The organism is Rhodoferax sp. GW821-FHT02C08 (assembly GCF_059421805.1).
Map to the genome: position 1 here is coordinate 207,912 of NZ_JBWKVR010000009.1, position 18,353 is coordinate 226,264.

General features: G+C 61.7%; 14 protein-coding genes. 7 read left to right on the top strand and 7 right to left on the bottom strand.

Going from position 1 to position 18,353, the window contains the following annotated elements:
- The 3 genes from AC07VY_RS13665 to AC07VY_RS13675 all read right to left on the bottom strand — a co-directional run.
- On the bottom strand, nt 1-1,818 hold a 1,818-nt coding region (locus tag AC07VY_RS13665), incomplete at its 3' end, for a beta strand repeat-containing protein (protein ID WP_495097917.1).
- Nucleotides 1,819-2,129: 311 nt separating this feature from the next.
- A complete protein-coding gene (locus AC07VY_RS13670) occupies nt 2,130-4,037 on the bottom strand; it encodes an SEL1-like repeat protein (protein WP_495097916.1) in 1,908 nt (635 codons plus the stop codon).
- 37 nt (nt 4,038-4,074) lie between these two features.
- Nucleotides 4,075-5,457, bottom strand: coding sequence for an efflux transporter outer membrane subunit (locus tag AC07VY_RS13675; RefSeq protein WP_495097915.1), 1,383 nt, complete (start codon nt 5,455-5,457; stop codon nt 4,075-4,077).
- Between the two features lie 173 nt (nt 5,458-5,630).
- Between AC07VY_RS13675 and AC07VY_RS13680 the strand changes: the two genes are divergently transcribed.
- Nucleotides 5,631-7,433, top strand: coding sequence for an O-linked N-acetylglucosamine transferase, SPINDLY family protein (locus AC07VY_RS13680; RefSeq protein WP_495097914.1), 1,803 nt, complete (start codon nt 5,631-5,633; stop codon nt 7,431-7,433).
- 13 nt (nt 7,434-7,446) lie between these two features.
- Here AC07VY_RS13680 and pgi read toward each other — a convergent pair whose 3' ends face one another.
- Complete coding sequence (gene pgi, locus AC07VY_RS13685; protein WP_495097913.1) at nt 7,447-9,012, bottom strand: glucose-6-phosphate isomerase; 1,566 nt, start codon at nt 9,010-9,012, stop codon at nt 7,447-7,449.
- An 18-nt stretch (nt 9,013-9,030) separates the two neighbouring features.
- Complete coding sequence (gene tal / locus AC07VY_RS13690; RefSeq protein WP_495097912.1) at nt 9,031-9,978, bottom strand: transaldolase; 948 nt, start codon at nt 9,976-9,978, stop codon at nt 9,031-9,033.
- A gap of 379 nt (nt 9,979-10,357) precedes the next feature.
- Between tal and zwf the strand changes: the two genes are divergently transcribed.
- The gene (zwf, locus tag AC07VY_RS13695; protein ID WP_495097911.1) at nt 10,358-11,818 is read left to right on the top strand and encodes a glucose-6-phosphate dehydrogenase; all 1,461 of its coding nucleotides are present in this window, start codon (nt 10,358-10,360) and stop codon (nt 11,816-11,818) included.
- A gap of 153 nt (nt 11,819-11,971) precedes the next feature.
- A complete protein-coding gene (locus AC07VY_RS13700) occupies nt 11,972-12,820 on the top strand; it encodes a MurR/RpiR family transcriptional regulator (RefSeq protein WP_495075965.1) in 849 nt (282 codons plus the stop codon).
- Between the two features lie 69 nt (nt 12,821-12,889).
- Here AC07VY_RS13700 and AC07VY_RS13705 read toward each other — a convergent pair whose 3' ends face one another.
- A complete protein-coding gene (locus AC07VY_RS13705) occupies nt 12,890-13,894 on the bottom strand; it encodes an SDR family oxidoreductase (RefSeq protein ID WP_495097910.1) in 1,005 nt (334 codons plus the stop codon).
- A gap of 94 nt (nt 13,895-13,988) precedes the next feature.
- Between AC07VY_RS13705 and AC07VY_RS13710 the strand changes: the two genes are divergently transcribed.
- Together AC07VY_RS13710 and pcaC are read left to right on the top strand one after the other, a co-directional pair.
- Entirely contained in the window at nt 13,989-14,879 is an 891-nt protein-coding gene (locus AC07VY_RS13710) for a LysR family transcriptional regulator (RefSeq protein WP_495097909.1), read from the top strand.
- Nucleotides 14,880-14,914: 35 nt separating this feature from the next.
- Nucleotides 14,915-15,292 carry a 4-carboxymuconolactone decarboxylase gene (gene pcaC, locus AC07VY_RS13715; protein WP_495097908.1) on the top strand — a complete coding sequence of 126 codons (378 nt, stop codon included), beginning with the start codon at nt 14,915-14,917 and terminating at the stop codon, nt 15,290-15,292.
- Between the two features lie 75 nt (nt 15,293-15,367).
- Here pcaC and AC07VY_RS13720 read toward each other — a convergent pair whose 3' ends face one another.
- Nucleotides 15,368-15,979, bottom strand: a complete 612-nt coding sequence (locus tag AC07VY_RS13720) for a helix-turn-helix domain-containing protein (protein ID WP_495075968.1) — start codon at nt 15,977-15,979, stop codon at nt 15,368-15,370.
- A 118-nt stretch (nt 15,980-16,097) separates the two neighbouring features.
- Between AC07VY_RS13720 and kbl the strand changes: the two genes are divergently transcribed.
- Complete coding sequence (kbl, locus tag AC07VY_RS13725; protein ID WP_495097907.1) at nt 16,098-17,315, top strand: glycine C-acetyltransferase; 1,218 nt, start codon at nt 16,098-16,100, stop codon at nt 17,313-17,315.
- 10 nt (nt 17,316-17,325) lie between these two features.
- Nucleotides 17,326-18,276, top strand: coding sequence for an NAD-dependent epimerase/dehydratase family protein (locus AC07VY_RS13730; RefSeq protein ID WP_495097906.1), 951 nt, complete (start codon nt 17,326-17,328; stop codon nt 18,274-18,276).
- The last annotated feature ends 77 nt before the right edge of the window (nt 18,277-18,353 follow it).

Genomic DNA, 18,353 nt, shown 5'->3' on the forward strand with positions numbered 1-18,353 from the left:
CGCTGCAACCTGGGCCGTCGTCAAGGCAACGATCTGGCTGGTCTTCAGCGCCGCTACATCCACTGTCTCTATCGCAACTGCCTGCGACGTAGTCAAGACCGCCACATTCGTAGAGGTTAAAGCAGGGACCTGGGCTGTCGTCAAAGCGACTACTTGGTTGGTCGTCAACGCCACCGTTTGACCGGTGGTCAAAGCAGCGATTCCGGCCGTGGTCACGGCCTGGATCTGGTTGGTGGTCAACGCGGCAATGCTGTTGGTGCTCAGCGCCGCAATTTGGCTCGTTTTTAGCGCAGCCACATCCACCGTCTCAATCGCAACCACTTGGTTGGTCGTCAGCGCGGCAACACTGCTTGTTGTCAACGAGGACACTTGACCCGTAGTCAAGGCGACAATCTGATTAGTGGTCAACGCGACCACTTGTGCCGTGTTCAAGGCAGCCACACCCGCTGTAGTTACAGCTTGCACCTGATTAGTCGTCAACGCGGCAACGCTGTTAGTGCTCAACGCAACGATCTGACTGGTCTTCAGCGCAGCAATGTCCGCCGTCTCAATCGCCACAACCTGGTTCGTGGTAAGCGCTGCAACACTGGACGTCGTCAGGGAAGATACCTGGCTGGTCGTCAATGCAACAATCTGATTGGTCGTCAGCGCGGTAACTTGCGATGTATTCAGGGCTACGATCTGGCCGGTACCCAATGCAGCAATATCTACAGTTTCAATCGCGGCGACCTGGTTAGTCGTCAATGCGGCAATACCCGAGGTGGTCAATGATGCAACCTGGCCTGTCGTCAACGCTACGATCTGATTGGTCGTCAAAGATGACACTTGACCGGTCGTCAGCGCCACGATCTGGCTGGTCTTGAGCGCAGCAAGATCTACAGTCTCAATGGCTACAACCTGGTTGGTAGTCAAAGCCGCAACTTGCCCTGTACTCAGTGAAGTTACTTGACCTGTCGTCAAGGCGACCACTTGGTTGGTGGTCAATGCAACCACCTGCGCCGTGCTCAAGGCAGCCACACTTGCGGTGGTTACAGCCTGGATTTGATTGGTCGTCAGTGCAGCAACGCTATTCGTGCTCAATGCAGCGATCTGGCTGGTCTTCAGAGCAGCAATGTCCACTGTCTCTATCGCTACGATCTGATTCGTCGTGAGAGCAGCAACCCCGGTCGTTGTCAACGAGGATACTTGGCCAGTCGTCAAAGCAACGACCTGATTGGTGGTCAAGGCAACAACCTGAGCAGTACTCAAGGCGGCTATGCCCGACGTAGCTACGGCCTGGATCTGGTTGGTCGTCAGCGCAGCAACGCTGTTGGTGCTCAACGCAGCGATCTGAGCCGTCTTCAGAACTGCAACGTCCGCCGTTTCGATCGCCACGACCTGGTTGGTCGTGAGCGCCGCAACGCTAGAAGTGGTCAGGGAAGATACTTGACCAGTCGTCAAAGCCACGATCTGGTTGGTGGTCAGCGCCGTTACTTGGCTTGTGGTCAGTGCCGCAATGCTGGCCGTGGTCACTGCCTGGATCTGGTTGGTAGTCAGCGCCACCACTGCCGCAGTAGTCAACGCGGCAATTTGGGACGTCTTCAGAGCAGCGATGTCAATCGTTTCGATTGCCGCCACCTGGGTCGTCGTCAAGGCCGCGATATCTGCAGTCGTCAACACCGAAATCTGAGAAGTTTTCAGCGCCACGATCTGGTCGGTCGTGAGGGCACCGACTTGTGCCGTGGTTAGCGCAACGATGTCACTGGTTCCCAGCGATTGGATCTGGAACGTCGTTAAGGCTGCAATTTGCGCCGTGGTTAGACCAGTAACAATACTCATTTTTCAACCCTTCGACACCGGGATGTCAGCACAATGATTTTGAAGAGTGGCACCCCAACCAGGCGTCCACCCCGTCTCTCAAGCAACTCAACCAGGTGTTTTCAGGCCCTAAAAGCCATGGAACACAAGTTGCGCTTTGACACATATCTTTTCTTTTCGACATGTTTCCTGGCAACTTTAGCCCGGGTTGAATAAAAAAATTTAACCTTTGGAAACATAGAAATAGCCAGCCAAAGACAAAAAACTTGGTGGTTACCCTCTCGGCAAGCCCGCCTCACGCCGAACTTCACGATTCGCAACATTATGTAACTTTACGATACAGAAATGCAATTTGATATACCTCGTTTTGTGTGCTCTTTTGCACGCCGTTGACCTTCTTGAGCCTGGGCCGGACTCAATTGCGACTCTGAACGCTTCTGATTTGCAAGCGCAGCAGCATCCCCACCAGACGCCGCGACCACGAACCATTTGTGGGCCTCTATCGGGTCTGCAGCAACCCCCTCGCCGATTGCATACAAAAGCCCCAGCCGAGATTGCGCACTAGGTACGCCTTGCTGCGCGGCCTCATGCAACCAGTAAAACGCCTGCTCGGCATTTTTTTCCACACCCTCACCCTTGCTGTACATCAATGCCAGGTTGTACTGGGCTTCGGGATCTTGCTGCTCTGCTGCCTTGCTCCACCAGAGCACTGCCTGCTCAGGCTTCTTGGTCAACGCATACAGCACACCCAAGGTCGACTGCGCCGCCGCAAAGCCCTGGTCCGCTGCTTTTTGACACCAAATAAAAGCTTGCCGCAGGTTGCGTTTGACCTCGCCCCCGCCGCTGGCATACAAGGAGCCCAGATTCCATTGCGCCTTGGCATCCCCCTGTTCAGCCGCTTTCTGGTACCAGGAAAAAGCCAGTTCAAAGTCTTTTTCAGCTCCAAGCCCCTTTAGATACATGCTGCCCAATGCGCACTGGGCCTGCGCATGACCTTGCTCCGCGGACCGCCGGCACCAGAAAAACGCCTTATGCACATCCTGCTCAACCCCCTTGCCGGACGCATATTGCTGTCCCAGTTGGAACTGGGCTTCGGCATCGCCTTGCTCCGCAACCCGCTTAAAACAGGCGGCAGCCACATGCTCCAAACCATTGCTGAACAAACTACCCAAGGTCAGCAAAGCATGCGCGTGTCCGGCCTGCGCTGCCTGGGTGTACCAGGAGACGCCAGCAAAAAAATCTTGTTCTACGTCCTGCCCGGAACAATAACGACGCCCCAGGGCAAACTGCGCCTCCATATCGCCATGCTCGGCGGCCTTGTGGTACCAGGGCAGGGCCTGCTTGTCCTCGTTGTGTTCATACAGCTTAGCCAGCGCCAATTGCGCGCGAACATCGTCCTGTCTTGCGGCGGAGAGATACCACACCTCAGCCTGCCCCAGATCTTTCTGGATGCCCAGGCCCAGGTCATACATCAGCCCCAGGTGGTACTGCACATTGGCATCACCAGCCTCCGCCGCCTCAACCCACTGGCCGCCCGCTTGCCTGCGCTCCGGCCCAGGAGGTTTGGGCCGCCCTCGACCACGCGTTTTGGTTCGGCCCAGGCCACTGGCATCCAAGTATTCCAACGCAACTTGTGCAACAGGAGAGCTTTGCTGAACCGCACGGCGGTACCAAAACAGCGCCGCCTCCATATCCTGGGAACCATCCGTGGCACTGGCCAACAGATCTGCCAGCGCGCACTGGGCAGACGCCAGCCCTTGCTCGGCCGCCAGGCCATGCCAGTACGCCGCCTGTTTTTCATCTTTCCTGGTTCCCCTGCCGGAGGCGAACTGCACACCCAGTGCATATTGGGCTTCCGCCAGACCCTGCTCTGCGGCCCTAGCCATGCTTTGGTGCGATAGCTCCTGGGAGCCTGCCGCATACAGTCTGGCCAAGCGGTAAAGGGCTTTGGCGTGCCCTTGCTCACCCGCCTTTTGAAACCAGACCGCCGCCTTGTAGTTGTCCTGGCCTATACCCACTCCGCTGGCATAACGGGTTGCCAGCAGGTATTGCGCCGCCGCATAGCCGCGCTCTGACGACTGCATGATCCAGTGGATGGCCTGCTCAAAATCCTGCTCCACCCCAATGCCATTGGCATACATCAGTCCTACTTCGTACTGCGCCTCCCGCAGCCCGAACCGTGCAGACTTGAGCGTGTTGATGAAAGTACGCTTCTCATAGGCAGGGCTTCTCAGCGCCATACGCCTCCACGCCCTGGGTGCAAATAGATCGAGAACCTCATGCCGCAGCTCCACCGCCCAGGGCTTTGTACAACTGGGCCGCCGACTCCAACTGCTGGCGGCGCACCAGTGCAGTCGCCTGCTGCGCCGCGACAATATCGCGTTGCGCATCCAGCACCTCCAAATACCCGACCACGCCAGCATTGAAGCGGGCTTCAGCGATATGAAGCCTCTGACTCTGGGCTTTCATATTGGCCAGGGAGGCCTGCAGCTGCCGAGACAGGGCGGCACGGGCAGACAGCAAATCGGCCACCTCGCGAAACGCCTGTTGTATGGTCTTTTCATACTCCGCCACCGCAATCACCTTACGCGCCTGCGCTATATCCAGGCCTGCAGCCGTACGCCCGCCGTCAAAAATAGGCAACGACATCAAAGGCTGAAACGCCCAAGCCCCGCCGCTGAACAGGCTGAACAGCCCTTGGCTGGCCACCCCCAGGCTGGCCGTCAGCGTAATCTTGGGCAGAAATGCCGCCCTCGCTGCATCGATGTTCGCATGGGCCGCCAGCAACCGTTGTTCGGCCGACATCACGTCGGGCCGCAGCAACAAAACGTCCGCCGGCAAACCTGGAGCCAGCGCGGTGTCCAGGCCCTGTGCTTGCAGCGACCCCGTTTCCGGCAAGGGGTCCACCACCTTGCCCAACAGCAGATTCAGGCGGTTTGCCGCCAGCGTATGCTGGTGCTCTATCTCCGCCAATGAGGAACGCGTAGTCTGCACCACGCCCTCGGCTTGCTGAAAGACGTAGTCATCCATACTCCCCAGGTCTTTGCCTTTGGAGATCAAAGCCAGGGATTGCTCGCGCAAATCCAGCGTAGAGCGCGTCAGCTCCATCAACTCTTTGGTATGCAAAAGCATGAAATACGATGTCGCGATATCGGAGATCAAAGACAGCTGCACCGCCCGCTGCGCCTCCTCGGTGGCCAAATAGCTGGTCCGGGCCGCTTCGGACAGATTCGCCAACCGCCCCCAAAAGTCCAATTCATAAGACACGCTGGACAGAGACAGGTCAAAACGCCGCCCATTCGCCTTTACACCGTCACCGGTCAACTCGGCTGGCGTACGGGTGTCATTACCCGACCCCAGCAAATTCACCGTGGGCAACTGGTCTGCCTTGACAAAGCCGTACTGCGCGCGGGCTTCTGCCACTCGCGCGGCAGCAATGCGTAAATCGCGGTTGTTCTGTAGCGCCGTCTCTATCAGTGTCTGTAACTCGGGGTCCGAAAAGAATGCACGCCAATGCGTCTTGGCTGCCGCATGCGGGCTGTCACCGCCGGTCGCCCCGGGCCAGGCGTTGGGCACGGGCAAGGTCGGCCGGTGGAATTCCGACGTTTGCGAGCATGCCACCAAAAGTGCGGCAGCAAACAATAGGGTGACCCTGAACATGGTGGCAATACGCGTGGGAGTCGCTGGAAGTTTCCAGATTATTACGGCAGCTTGGGCCGTCGTTACGGGCGAAGTGAACCTCAAAACAGGTGCATTTGCCAGGAGTCAAGTCTCGATTTGCCCCTAAGGTACTATGATTTTTAATTGGTATTTAAGGGCTGCATGGAATGACGATGGAAGAGAAATTTGCGTCTGCGGTTTTACGCGCCTGGAAACGTGAACTGACGTTTCCGGAGCTGATAGATTGCACCTCGCAGCTGGAGGCACAGAAACACGCACCCCTTGCCATCGTGCTCTACCAAACCTGGCTCAGCCGCAACGACTCGCCCTACGCCCATGCAGTCAACTTCAATCTGGGCGTGTCGCTGTCCAACGAAAACGACCTGCCCGGCGCACAAACCGCCTACCAGCGGGCCATTGAACTCGCCCCACCCTTCGTGCCACCCCGCTTGAACCTGGGCATGCTATTGGAGCGCATGGGCCAGGTGGACAAGGCCTTGCTGGAATGGCGCTGGGTGGCGCAGAACGTGCCGCCCAGCTCCGCCGACAACCGCCCCTACCTCATCATGGCGCTGAACAATCTAGGGCGGGTGCTGGACACCCAGAAGCAATTCCAGGAAGCCATGCAGTTCCTGGAGCGCAGCCTGGAGCTCGACCCGAACCAGCCAGACGCAGTGCACCACTGGGTGCATCTGCGCCAGAAGCAATGCCTGTGGCCGGTCTATGCCCCGCTGAAAGACATCAGCAACGCCCTCATGCAGGAATCGACCTCCACCCTGGCCATGCTGAGCGTGACCGACGACCCGGTGGTTCAGCTGCAGGCCGCGCGCCGCTTCGTCAGCAAAAAGGTCATATCCGACGTACCCAAGCTGGCGCCCAGCACCCGCTACGGCCACGGCAAGCTGCGTATTGCCTACGTATCTTCAGACTTTTGCATGCACCCGGTGTCCCTGCTCACCGCCGAGCTGTTCGAGCTGCACGACCGCACCCATTTCGAGGTCTATGGCTTCTGCTGGAGCCCAGAAGACGGCTCGGCCATGCGCCAGCGGGTGATCAGCGCCATGGACCACTTCATCCGCATAGACAAGCTCAGCGACGAAGCCGCTGCCCAGCTGATACGCAGCCATGAAATCGACATCCTGGTGGACCTGCAGGGCCAGACCTCCGGCGCACGGGCCAATATGCTGGCCTACCGCCCGGCGCCCATACAAGTTACCTACCTTGGCTTGCCAGCAAGCACCGGCCTGCCGTCCATAGACTATGTGATTGCCGACCGTTTCCTGATCCCGGAAAACATCGCCCCGTACTACTCGGAAAAGCCGTTGTACATGCCGGACGTCTACCAGGTCAGCGACCGCAAGCGCGGCGTCGGCCCGCTGCCCAGCCGCGAGGCCTGTGGCCTGCCCGTCCAGGGCTTTGTGTTTTGCTCGCTGAACAACAATTACAAATACACACCCGAAGTGTTCGATACGTGGATGCGCATCCTGCAGCGCACGCCCGGCAGCCTGCTGTGGCTGCTATCGGACAACCCCTGGGCCGAGGCCAATCTACGGCGTGAAGCGCAGGCCCGGGGCATCGCGCCAGACCGGCTGTACTTTGCCCCCCGCGTCTCCCCCGAAAACTACCTGGCACGCTACACCGTGGCGGATCTGTTTTTAGACACCTTTCCGTTCAACGCCGGCACTACGGCCAATGACGCGCTGTGGATGGGCCTGCCAGTGCTGACCTACTGCGGCCGCGCCTTTGCCTCGCGCATGGCTGGCGCACTGCTGACCGCCGCCAAGCTGGAGCAGTTGGTCACTTACAACCTGCAGGATTACGAAGAAAAGGCGGTCGCGCTGGCCAACAATCCCGAGGCCTGCGCCGCCCTGCGCACGCATTTGCAAGGCGAGCGTGAACACGGCGTGCTGTTCGACACTGCACTGTTCACCCGCAATCTGGAAGCCCGGTTCCAGCAGCTCTGCGCCGCGCTGTAACCGGGAAAGAGATTCAGCGCAGCCGGTTCAGCAAACCGGCGGTAGAGCTGTCCAGCCCCGCCACGTCGCCCGACTGCAGCCGGGGCTCGATGTCCTTGGCAAGCACCTTGCCCAGCTCCACGCCCCACTGGTCGAAACTGTTGATGCCCCACAGCGCACCGCTGACGAACACACGGTGCTCCTGCAGCGCAATCAGCGCGCCGAAGCTGGCGGGCGTCAGGTCGTCCAGCAGCAAGAAGGTGCTGGGCCGGTTGCCCGGGAAGTTGCGGTGGCCGCCGGCATCTTCCTTGCCCACCATCAAGGCCTGGGCCTGCGCAACCACATTGGCAAGCAAGGTGTTGTGGTGGCCCGGCAGGCTGTGGCGCGGTTTTTTCACGGCGACAAATTCGACCGGCACCACATCCGTGCCCTGGTGCAACATCTGGAAGTAAGCATGCTGGCCATTGGTGCCAGGCTCGCCCCACAGCACTGGACAGGTATCGAACGGCAGCTTGCGGCCCTGCTGGTCCACCTGCTTGCCGTTGCTCTCCATCTCCAGCTGCTGCAGATAGGCCGGCAGACGGCGCAGCGCACTGTGGTACGGCGCGATGCTGCGGCTGGTGAAGCCGTGAAAGTTGCGATACCACACGTCCAGCAAACCCAGGCGTATGGGCAGGTTCTGCTCCATGGGGGCGGTGCGGAAATGCTCGTCCATGGCCTGTGCACCGGCAAGAAAGTCGCGGAAGTGGCCCGCGCCAATGGCGATGGCAATCGGCAGGCCGATCGCCGACCACATGGAATAGCGGCCGCCCACCCAGTCCCAGAAGCCAAAGGTGGTGCTGATGCCAAAGCTGTTGGCCGCCGCCACATTGGTGGTCAACGCTGCAAAGTGGCGCGCCGTGTCGGTCCCGCCCTGCGCCTCGAACCAGGCCTTGGCCGAACGGGCGTTGGTCATGGTCTCGGTAGTGGTGAAGGTCTTGGAGGCGATGAGAAACAGCGTGCTCTCCACCTTCAAACGCGGCAGCAGTGCGGCCAGCTCGTGGCCATCCACATTGGACACAAAGTGCATACGCTTGGTGGGCGTGGCAAAGGAGTCCAGCGCCAGCGTGGCCATCAGCGGGCCCAGGTCGGAGCCGCCAATGCCGATGTTGACCACGTCGGTGATGGCCGCGTCGGCACGCACTTTTTCGGCAAAGCCCAGCATGGCGTCCAGCGTGGCATGCACCTCGGCTAGTTCATTTTTGATAGCAGCTGGCGCAGATTCTCCCTGCGCTACAGCACTTTTTCTTAATAAAAAGTGCATCACCGCCCGGCCTTCGGTGGTGTTGATCTTTTCGCCCGCAAACATGGCGTCGCGGTACTGCTCCACCCCGCACTGGCGTGCCAGGTTGAACAGCAGGTTCTCCGTCACGGCGTCGATGCGGTTCTTCGACAGATCCGCAAACACATAGGGCGCGTCCTGGCTGAATGCCTCGAAGCGTTGCGGGTCGGCGGCAAATGCCTGGCGCAGGTCCAGCGCGGCACCAGACTTTTCAAACTGGGCCTGGAGCTGGGTCCAGGCGGGCACGGCGTCACAACGGGGGCGGTTCAATGCGTCCATGTCAGGGGCTTTCTTGGCTCAAGCGGCTTGCAGCAGTTGGTCAAGCTTGATGGCGTCGGCCACAAAACCGCGGATACCTTCGGCCAGCTTTTCGGTAGCCATGGCGTCCTGGTTCAGGGCGAAACGGAAAGCCGCCTCGTCCAGCTTGACTTCCTGCAGTTCCATAGCCTGGGCGGCTTTGACGTCCAGCGCGCGGCTCAACGGCGCATCTGCCTGGGCCAGTTGGGCCAGCAGGTCTGGGCTGATGGTCAGCAGGTCGCAACCGGCCAGCGCCGTGATCTGGCCGACGTTGCGGAAGCTCGCACCCATGACCTCGGTCTTGATACCGAAGTGCTTGTAGTAGTTGTAGATATTGCGCACCGAGATCACACCAGGGTCTTTGGCCTCAGCGTTGTCGGCCTCCACCCAGGCCGCGCCGGCTGTCTTCTTGTACCAGTCGTAAATGCGGCCGACAAAGGGAGAGATCAGTTGCACCTTGGCCTGGCCGCAGGCCACGGCCTGGGCAAAGCTGAACAGCAGCGTGAGGTTGGTGCGGATACCGGCTTTTTCCAGCTCGGCTGCGGCCTGGATGCCCTCCCAGGTGGACGCGACCTTGATCAGGATACGTTCCTTGGCAATGCCCTCGGACGCATACATCTCGATCAGGCGCTTGCCGCGGGCCACGGTGGCGGCCGTATCAAAGCTCAGGCGCGCATCGACTTCGGTAGACACGCGGCCAGGCACGATGGACAGAATTTCGCAGCCAAAGCGCACGATCAGGCGGTCGGTGATCTCGTCCAGCGGGCGGCCACGGTACTTGGCCACGGCCTCGGCCAGCAGTGGCTGGTAGTCGGCCTTTTGCACTGCCTTGAGGATCAGCGACGGGTTGGTGGTGGCGTCGGTAGGCAGGAATACGCCGAGCTGCTTGAAGTCGCCGGTATCGGCCACCACGGTAGTGAACTGCTTGAGGGAATCGAGTTGGAACATAGGAGTGTGTTGCCGTTAAAGGTGAAATGCACGCGTACCGGCCAGGCATGCGCGTCGATTGCCAATGCCTGCGGATAACAGGCTCTATTCGCTGAACCAGCGGGCGCCGCAGGCGACGCCAACAGTCGAATGGTACAAACAAAACCGTCCCTAGCTCCCACCAGGGACATCTTTTAGGTTACGAAACCTTACCCGCAAGGCCGGCAAGTACAGCCCCAGGCGGAGTAACAAGGTTACCAACCCAGCTTAGACCCCAGTTTATCTGCTGCACAACCGGGAAAGTACCAAGCTGCAACACCAGTAAAAGTATTTTTCAGCGCCGCATTTGCAGAAACATGAAACTAAGTTACATTGCGGAAATCATTTTGGATGCAACCCCATGAGCTTTGACCTAGTCCTTTTTGGCGGCACCGGCGACCTTGCCTGGCGCAAACTGATGCCCGCCCTGTTCCAGTCCTTCCGCCACGGCACCCTGCCCGAAGGCGGCCGCATCATTGGCGTAGGCCGCGATGACTTGAGCCACGCCCAGTACCGCGAGCTGATCCAGTCCCGTTTCAATAGCGTGGAAGGCGCCAAGCGCCCGAACGCCGAGGAGTTCGACCGCTTTGCCGCGCTGCTGGAATTCCAGCGCATGGATCTGTCCAAGCCCAACGACTACGCCACCCTGGCCCAAGTGCTGCATGACCGCAATGCCGACTCGGTGGTGATGTATGTCGCGACCGCGCCAGCCTTGTTCACCACCGTCTGCGAACAACTGGCCGCCGCCGGGCTGAACAGCGACAAGACCCGCATCGTGCTGGAAAAGCCGCTGGGCCACGACCTGGCCTCGAACCGCGCCATCAACGAAACCGTGGGCCGCTGCTTCAAGGAAAACCAGGTTTTCCGCATCGACCACTACCTGGGCAAACCTTCGGTGCAGAACCTGTTTGCCATGCGTTTTGGCAATGCCTTGTTCGAACCGCTGTGGAAGCGCGCGCACATCGCCAACATCCAGATCACCATTGCCGAAGACCTGGGCGTGGAAAAACGCGGCGCCTTCTACGAGAACACCGGCGCCCTGCGCGACATGGTGCAAAACCACGCGCTGCAGCTGCTGTGCGCGATCGGCATGGAGCCGCCCATCAACTCTGGCGCCGACGCCATCCGTGATGAAAAGCTCAAGGTGCTGCGCTCGCTCAAGCCCTGGACGCCTGAAACCCTGTCGCAGCACGTCATCCGCGGCCAATATGCCGCGGGCTCGGCAGGCGGCATGAACGTGCCGGGCTACCGCGAAGAAGTAGGCGTCAGCCCCGACAGTCAGACCGAAACCTTTGTCGCCCTGCGCACCGAGATCGCCAACTGGCGCTGGGCCGGTGTGCCCTTCTATATCCGCACCGGCAAGCGCCTGCATGGCCGTGATGCGCACATCGTGGTCAACTTCCAGCCCACGCCGCACCCGATCTTCAACGCCCCGGTGGGCGCCGCCAACCGCCTGGTGATCAATCTGCAACCCAAGGACGGACTGGAGCTGCACCTGCTGGCCCAGGCCCAGGGCAACCGCAGCCGCGCCGCCAGCCAGTCGCTGGCACCCGTGCAGCTGGACCTGGACTTTGACAAACGTTTCGGCTCGGAACGCGTGGGCGCCTACGAACGCCTGCTGCTGGACGTGCTGGATGGCCGCCTGAACCTGTTCGTCCGCAGCGACGAGCAGGAAGAAGCCTGGCGTTGGGTCGAGCCCATCATCGAACACTGGAAGAACGATGCCGCCGGCCCACGCCCCTACAACGCCGGCACCTGGGGCCCCAGCGCCTCCAGCGCCATGATCGCACGCGACGGCTTCTGCTGGAGCGAAGAATCGTGATTCCCCCCCAGGCTTCGCGCACTCCCCTGGAATCGGCCCAAAGGGCCGAGGACGCAAGTCGCTTTCGCCAACCCCCTACAGGGGGCGATACCAGTGGTCCGGCAAAGCCGGTTCCACGGTATCTCACCTAAGGTCCGCCCCGACCGCCAACCTATGCTAGACAGAATCAGAGCCTCGTTGTCCTCTCTTGCCCCCGCCGAGCAGCGCGTGGGCAAGCTGGTGCTGACCGACCCACGCGCATTCGCCAACCTGCCGGTGAGCGAGCTGTCCGACCGGGCCCACGTCAGCAAGCCCACCGTGGTGCGCTTCTGCCGCAGCATGGGCTATGACGGGCTGAGCGACTTCAAGCTGAAGCTGGCCGGCAGCGTAAGCGAAGGCGTGCCCTTCATCCACCGCAGCGTGGACACAGACGACAAAACCAGCGACGTGATGGTCAAGGTCATCGACAACACCGTCGCTGCCTTTCTGAAGTACCGCAACGAGGCCAGCACCAGCGCACTGGAAAAGGCCGCCGAGATCCTGGCCGCCACCTACCAGACCGGCAAGCGCATCGAGTTCTACGGCGCTGGCAACTCCGGCATCGTGGCGCAGGATGCGCAGCACAAGTTCTTCCGCCTGGGCGTGAACGCCATCGCCTACAGCGACGGCCATATGCAGGTGATGAGCGCCTCCATGCTGGGCACGGGCGACTGCGTGGTGATCATCTCCAACTCGGGCCGTACCCGCGACCTGATGGACGCCTGCGACATCGCGCGCAAGAACGGCGCCACCACCATCGTCATCACTACCAGCGGCTCGCCGCTGGCCTCGGCCGGCCACGTACACCTGGCCGCCAACCACCCCGAGGGCTTCGAGCGCTACAGCCCCATGGTGTCGCGCCTGCTGCACCTGATGATCATCGACATCCTAGCTACCTGCGTCGCCCTGCGCATAGGCAGCGAGCACCTGCAGCCTAAGCTGCAAGAGATCAAAAACAATCTGCGCAACAAACGCTATACCTAGCACTTGGCAAGTGCTGGCAGAAATTTATAGAAAATCAGGCCCCAGCGCAGAATCCACCTGCGCAGGCAGCTATTGATTCAATAGCAAACCTGGCTGAACCTGCTGCGCTGGCAGGCAGCCCAAGCCCTCCAGCGTCGCCTCTACCGCCGCGTCCAGCGCGGTATGCGGCTCGCGCCCCAGCGCCGCCACCAGCTTGGCATTGTCCAAGCGCACAGGCTGCTGCCACAGGTAGCGCATCTCTTGCAACTCGCGCAGCGTCACCACGAAGGGAGCGGCCAGCCGCATCAACCACCACGGGAAAGCCGCCACACGGGGAGTGACACCACTGCGCCGGGCCACCACACGACAAATCGCCTGGGCCATCTGGCTGCCATCGGCATCCCAGTGGCCACCGAAATGGAAGCTGGCAAATGCGTCCAGGCTGTCACGCCGCGCCAGCAAGGCAACCATGGTGCGGGCCACGTCCGGTAGATAAGCCCACTGGTGGCCCACGCCGACGCGGCCTGGGTTGCTGACGCTGCGCACCGCCCGGCCCGGCTTGACCAGGCCCTGGGCAAACCAGTTGTTACCGGCCTGCGGACCAAAGAAGTCGCCAGCCCGCACGATCAGCACCCGCGCGCCCTGCTGGCTGGCGGCCTGCAAGCGCTGCTCCAGCGCCACCCGGATCGCGCCCTTGCGCGTCAGCGGCTGCTGGGGTGCGGTCTCGGTCAGCAGCGGGAATGCATCCGGCCCGTAGTTGTAGACCGTGCCGGGCAGCACGATGGTGGCGCGCTCCGCCTTGGCAGCAGCGATGCTGTTGTCCAGCATGGGCAGCACCAGCTCGGCCCAGCGGCGGTAGCCGGGCGGGTTCACCGCATGCACGATGACGCTGCAGCCCTGGGCCGCGGCCAGCACATCGGCCCGCTGCATGGCGTCGCCACGCAGCCAGTGGATGCCGTCCTTTGTCTCGCCGGCCGCCGGCACGCTGCGCTGCATGGCGCGTACCGTCCAGCCGGCGTCGCGCAATTGGCGGGCCATTTCGCCGCCGATGCCACCGGTTGCGCCGAGGACCAAAACCGTCTGCTTGTTGTCCATGAGATGCTCCAAAAAAGTAGGGATGGGGCGATTCTGGAAGCAGCGGCATTCAAATGGAATTGCCCAACATGCACCACCGGCTATACATTTATGCATGGCAACCGATATTGGCTGGGAACTCTACCGCTCGTTTTTAGGCGTCTTGCAAGAAGGCTCGCTGTCCGGCGCCGCCCGCGCGCTGGGCGTGGCCCAGCCGACGGTGGGCCGGCATATCGCCGCGCTGGAAAAGGCCTTGAGGCTGCCCTTGTTCACCCGCTCGCAGGCCGGGCTGCTGCCCACCGAGGCCGCACTGGCACTGCGCAGCGACGCCGAAGCCATGGCCAGCACGGCGGCCGCCCTGCAGCGCACCGCTGCCAGCCAGGGCGAAGGTGTACGCGGCACGGTGCGCGTCACGGCCAGCGAGATCATTGGTGTGGAGGTGCTGCCGCCCATCCTGACCCGCCTGCGCACACAGTACCCCGACTTGAAGATCGAGCTGCTGCTGAGCAACCGAGTCCAAGACCTGCTGCACCGCGAGGCCGACATTGCCGTGCGCATGCTGCGGCCCCAGCAAGAGCTGCTGGTGGCGCGCCGCATCGGCGAGGTCGAGCTAGGCCTGCACGCCCACCAAAGCTACCTGGAGCAGCACGGCACACCGCGCAGCCTGGCCGAGCTGGCGCAGCACGCGCTGATCGGCTTCGACACCGAAACCCCGTTTATCCGCAGTGTGGGCAAGTCCTTGCAAGGCGTATTCCAGCGCGACAACTTTGCGCTGCGCAGCGACAGCGACCTGGCGCACTGGGCGCTGATCCAGGCCGGCGCTGGCATCGGCATCTGCCAGGTAGCGCTGGCGCGGCGCAAGCCGGAGCTGGTGCGGCTATTGCCCGAGCAAGCCAGCCTGCCGCTGGAGACCTGGATCACCATGCACGAGAACCTGCGCCACAGCCCGCGCTGCCGCGCCACCTTTGATGCACTGGTGAAGGGGCTACAGCAACACATCGCGTAGAGTGGTGCATCCTTCTATGTATGACGGGAGCCCCCATGAACCAAGAGCTGTTTGACCAAGGCCTGAAAACCCGCCGCGAGGTGCTGGGCGCCGAGTATGTGGACACGGCGATCCAGAACGCCGACGACTTCAACCGCGACATGCAGGAGCTGGTCACCCAGTACGCCTGGGGCGATATCTGGAACCGCCCGGGCCTGGACCGCAAGACCCGCAGCCTGCTGAACCTGGCCATGCTGACCGCGCTGAACCGCCCGCACGAGCTCAAGCTGCACCTGCGCGGCGCGCTGACCAATGGCGTCAGCAAGGACGAAATCAAGGAAGTGTTTCTGCAAACCGCCGTCTACTGCGGTGCGCCCGCGGCCATCGACAGCTTCCGCACCGCCAAGGAAGTGTTCAAGGAACTGGGCGTTTAAGGCAGCACGGCCTTATGCATAAAAACAGCCTCCAGCGCAGGTATTACCTGCGTAAGTAGCTACTCTTTTAATAGCTTATCCGGCATGCACCACCACCAGCCAGGCGGTGGCCTCGCCCTTGCCCAGGTTGCGGATGGCATGCGGCCGGTCCACCGCATAGCGGGCGGTTTCGCCAGGCTTCAGGCGCTGGCGCTCGTCGCCAGACACCACCTCCAAAGCCCCCGTCAACACGGTGAGATGCTCGCGCGTGCCAGCCTCGTGCGCCTGCGACTCCAACACGCCCCCGGCTTGTAAAGACAGCGCATACCACTCAAACTGGCCTGCCAACTCGATAGGACCCAGGATGCGCAGCTCACACGCCCCATCCGGATTGCGCAATGAAGGCGTGGCATGCGCCGGCACCACGGTGATGGCCGGCTCGGGCGGGGGCGGCGCGGCCCCCAGCAAGTCGCCCAGGGGCACGCCCAGCGCATTCGCCAGGCGCCAGACCACAGCTACCGTGGGGTTGGCCTGGGCGCGCTCGATTTGCGACAGCATGGACTTGGACACCCCCGCCTTGCGCGACAAGGCATCCAGCGACAAGGCCTGGGCCTGGCGCAGCGCGGCCAGGGTCTCGCCTACGCGGGGCGGCTCGGCGCTGGCCGCAACGGCCGGTGCTGGGGTGGTTTTGGAAGAACGTTGCACCATGGTTTTGGAAGGAGATTAATCCACTATATTGATTTTTTGTTCGATATACAGCACAATTTCAATTTACTGCACACACCATTGTGCCCGACACACACCCTACCCACCCGGAAGGATCGCCATGAGCACCACTACCGCCCCGTTTTATGCCCATCTGCAACAAGAGCTGGACGGCATCCGCGCTGCCGGTTTATACAAGTCCGAGCGGGTCATCGCCAGCGCCCAGGGCGCGCGCGTGAAAACCCTGGCGGCCGATGGCTCCGCGCGCGAGGTGCTGAACCTGTGTGCCAACAACTATCTGGGCCTGTCCAGCCACCCGGCGGTGGTGGCCGCGGCGGCAGAGGCGCTGCAAAACCGGGGCTACGGCCTGAGCTCGGTGCGCTTCATCTGCGGCACGCAAGATCTGCACAAGACGCTGGAAGCGCGGCTGTCCAAATTCCTGGGCACAGAGGACACCATCCTCTACGCGGCGGCCTTTGACGCCAACGGCGGCCTGTTCGAACCCCTGCTGAGCGAGCAGGACGCCATCATCAGCGACGCGCTGAACCACGCCTCCATCATCGACGGCATCCGCCTGTGCAAGGCCAAGCGCTATCGCTATGCGCACAACGATATGGCCGACCTGGAGCTGCAGCTGCAGCAAGCCCGTACCGATGGCGCACGGCATGTGTTGGTGTTCACCGACGGAGTGTTTTCCATGGACGGCACCATCGCCCAGCTGGACGTGATGCGAAAGCTGTGCGACCAGTACGGTGCGCTGCTGGGCGTGGACGAATGCCATGCCAGCGGCTTCATCGGCGCAACCGGACGGGGCACGCACGAGTACCGTGGTGTGTTCGGTAAAGTGGACATCATCACCGGCACCCTGGGCAAGGCGCTGGGCGGAGCCTCCGGCGGCTTCACCAGCGCACGGCGCGAAGTCATTGAGCTGCTGCGCCAACGCTCGCGACCGTATCTATTCTCCAACACCGTAGCCCCCAGCATCGTCGGCGCATCGATCGCGGTGCTGGATTTACTCGAGGCCTCCACCGATTTGCGTGACACCCTGGCTGACAATACCGCCTATTTCCGCAGCGCAATAGCCCAGGCCGGGTTCGACATCAAGCCAGGTGAACACCCCATCGTGCCCATCATGGTCTATGACGCCGTGGTGGCGCAAAAGCTGGCCGCGCGGCTGCTGGAGCTGGGCGTGTACGTGGTGGGCTTTTTCTTTCCCGTGGTCCCCCGGGAGCAGGCGCGCATTCGCGTGCAGCTCAGTGCGGCACACACCCGGGCCGACCTGGAACGCGCCGTAGCAGCCTTCATCCAGGCCGGGCGCGAATTAACTCTGATTCAATAAAAGGAACCTGATGGATACCCGGATTCTCATCGTCGGCGCCAACGGACAAATCGGCACCGAACTGGCCCAGGCTCTGGTGCAGCGCCACGGCAAGGAGGCCGTGGTGACCAGCGATCTGGCACCACTGGGCCGCCTGCCCAGCGTACACCACGAAACGCTGGACGCCACCGAGAACGGCGCCCTCACCGAAGTGGTGGAGCGCAACCACATCACCCAGGTCTACCTGCTGGCCGCCGCCCTGTCGGCACGCGGTGAGCAGCACCCACAATGGGCCTGGGACCTGAACATGAAAAGCCTGCTGAACGTGCTGGAACTGGCGCGTACGCACAAGCTGCACAAGGTGTTCTGGCCCAGCTCGATCGCCGCTTTCGGCCCCAGCACCCCGCGTGACAACACACCACAGCACACGGTGATGGACCCGAGCACGGTCTACGGCATCTCCAAGCTGGCAGGTGAAGGCTGGTGCAACTGGTACCACCGCAACCACGGTGTGGACGTGCGCAGCCTGCGCTACCCAGGCCTGATCAGCTGGAAGACCGCACCCGGCGGCGGCACCACCGACTATGCGGTGGAGATCTTCCACGCTGCTTTGAAGCACGGTCGCTACACCAGCTTCCTGGCCGCCGACACCGCCCTGCCCATGATGTACATGCCCGACGCCATCCGTGCCACACTGGAACTGATGGAAGCACCGGCGGAAAAAATACGTGAGCGCGGCTCCTACAACCTGGGCGGCATCAGCTTCACCCCTGCCCAGATCGCCGAAGCGATTGCCCGCTACGTGCCCGGCTTCAGCCTGGAATGCGTACCCGACTACCGCCAAGCGATAGCCGACAGCTGGCCGCGTTCCATCAACGACCAGGCCGCACGTAGCGACTGGAGTTGGAAGGCGGAATACGATCTGGATGCGATGGTGCAGGACATGCTGAAAAACCTGCGGCCGCTGGCTGAACGCCGTTAACTTAAGGCAACGCTGAATAAGTCCCGAGCTGGCGCGTGATTTGCATGTTTGCGTTCCTCATTCTTGAGGAGGTAGGG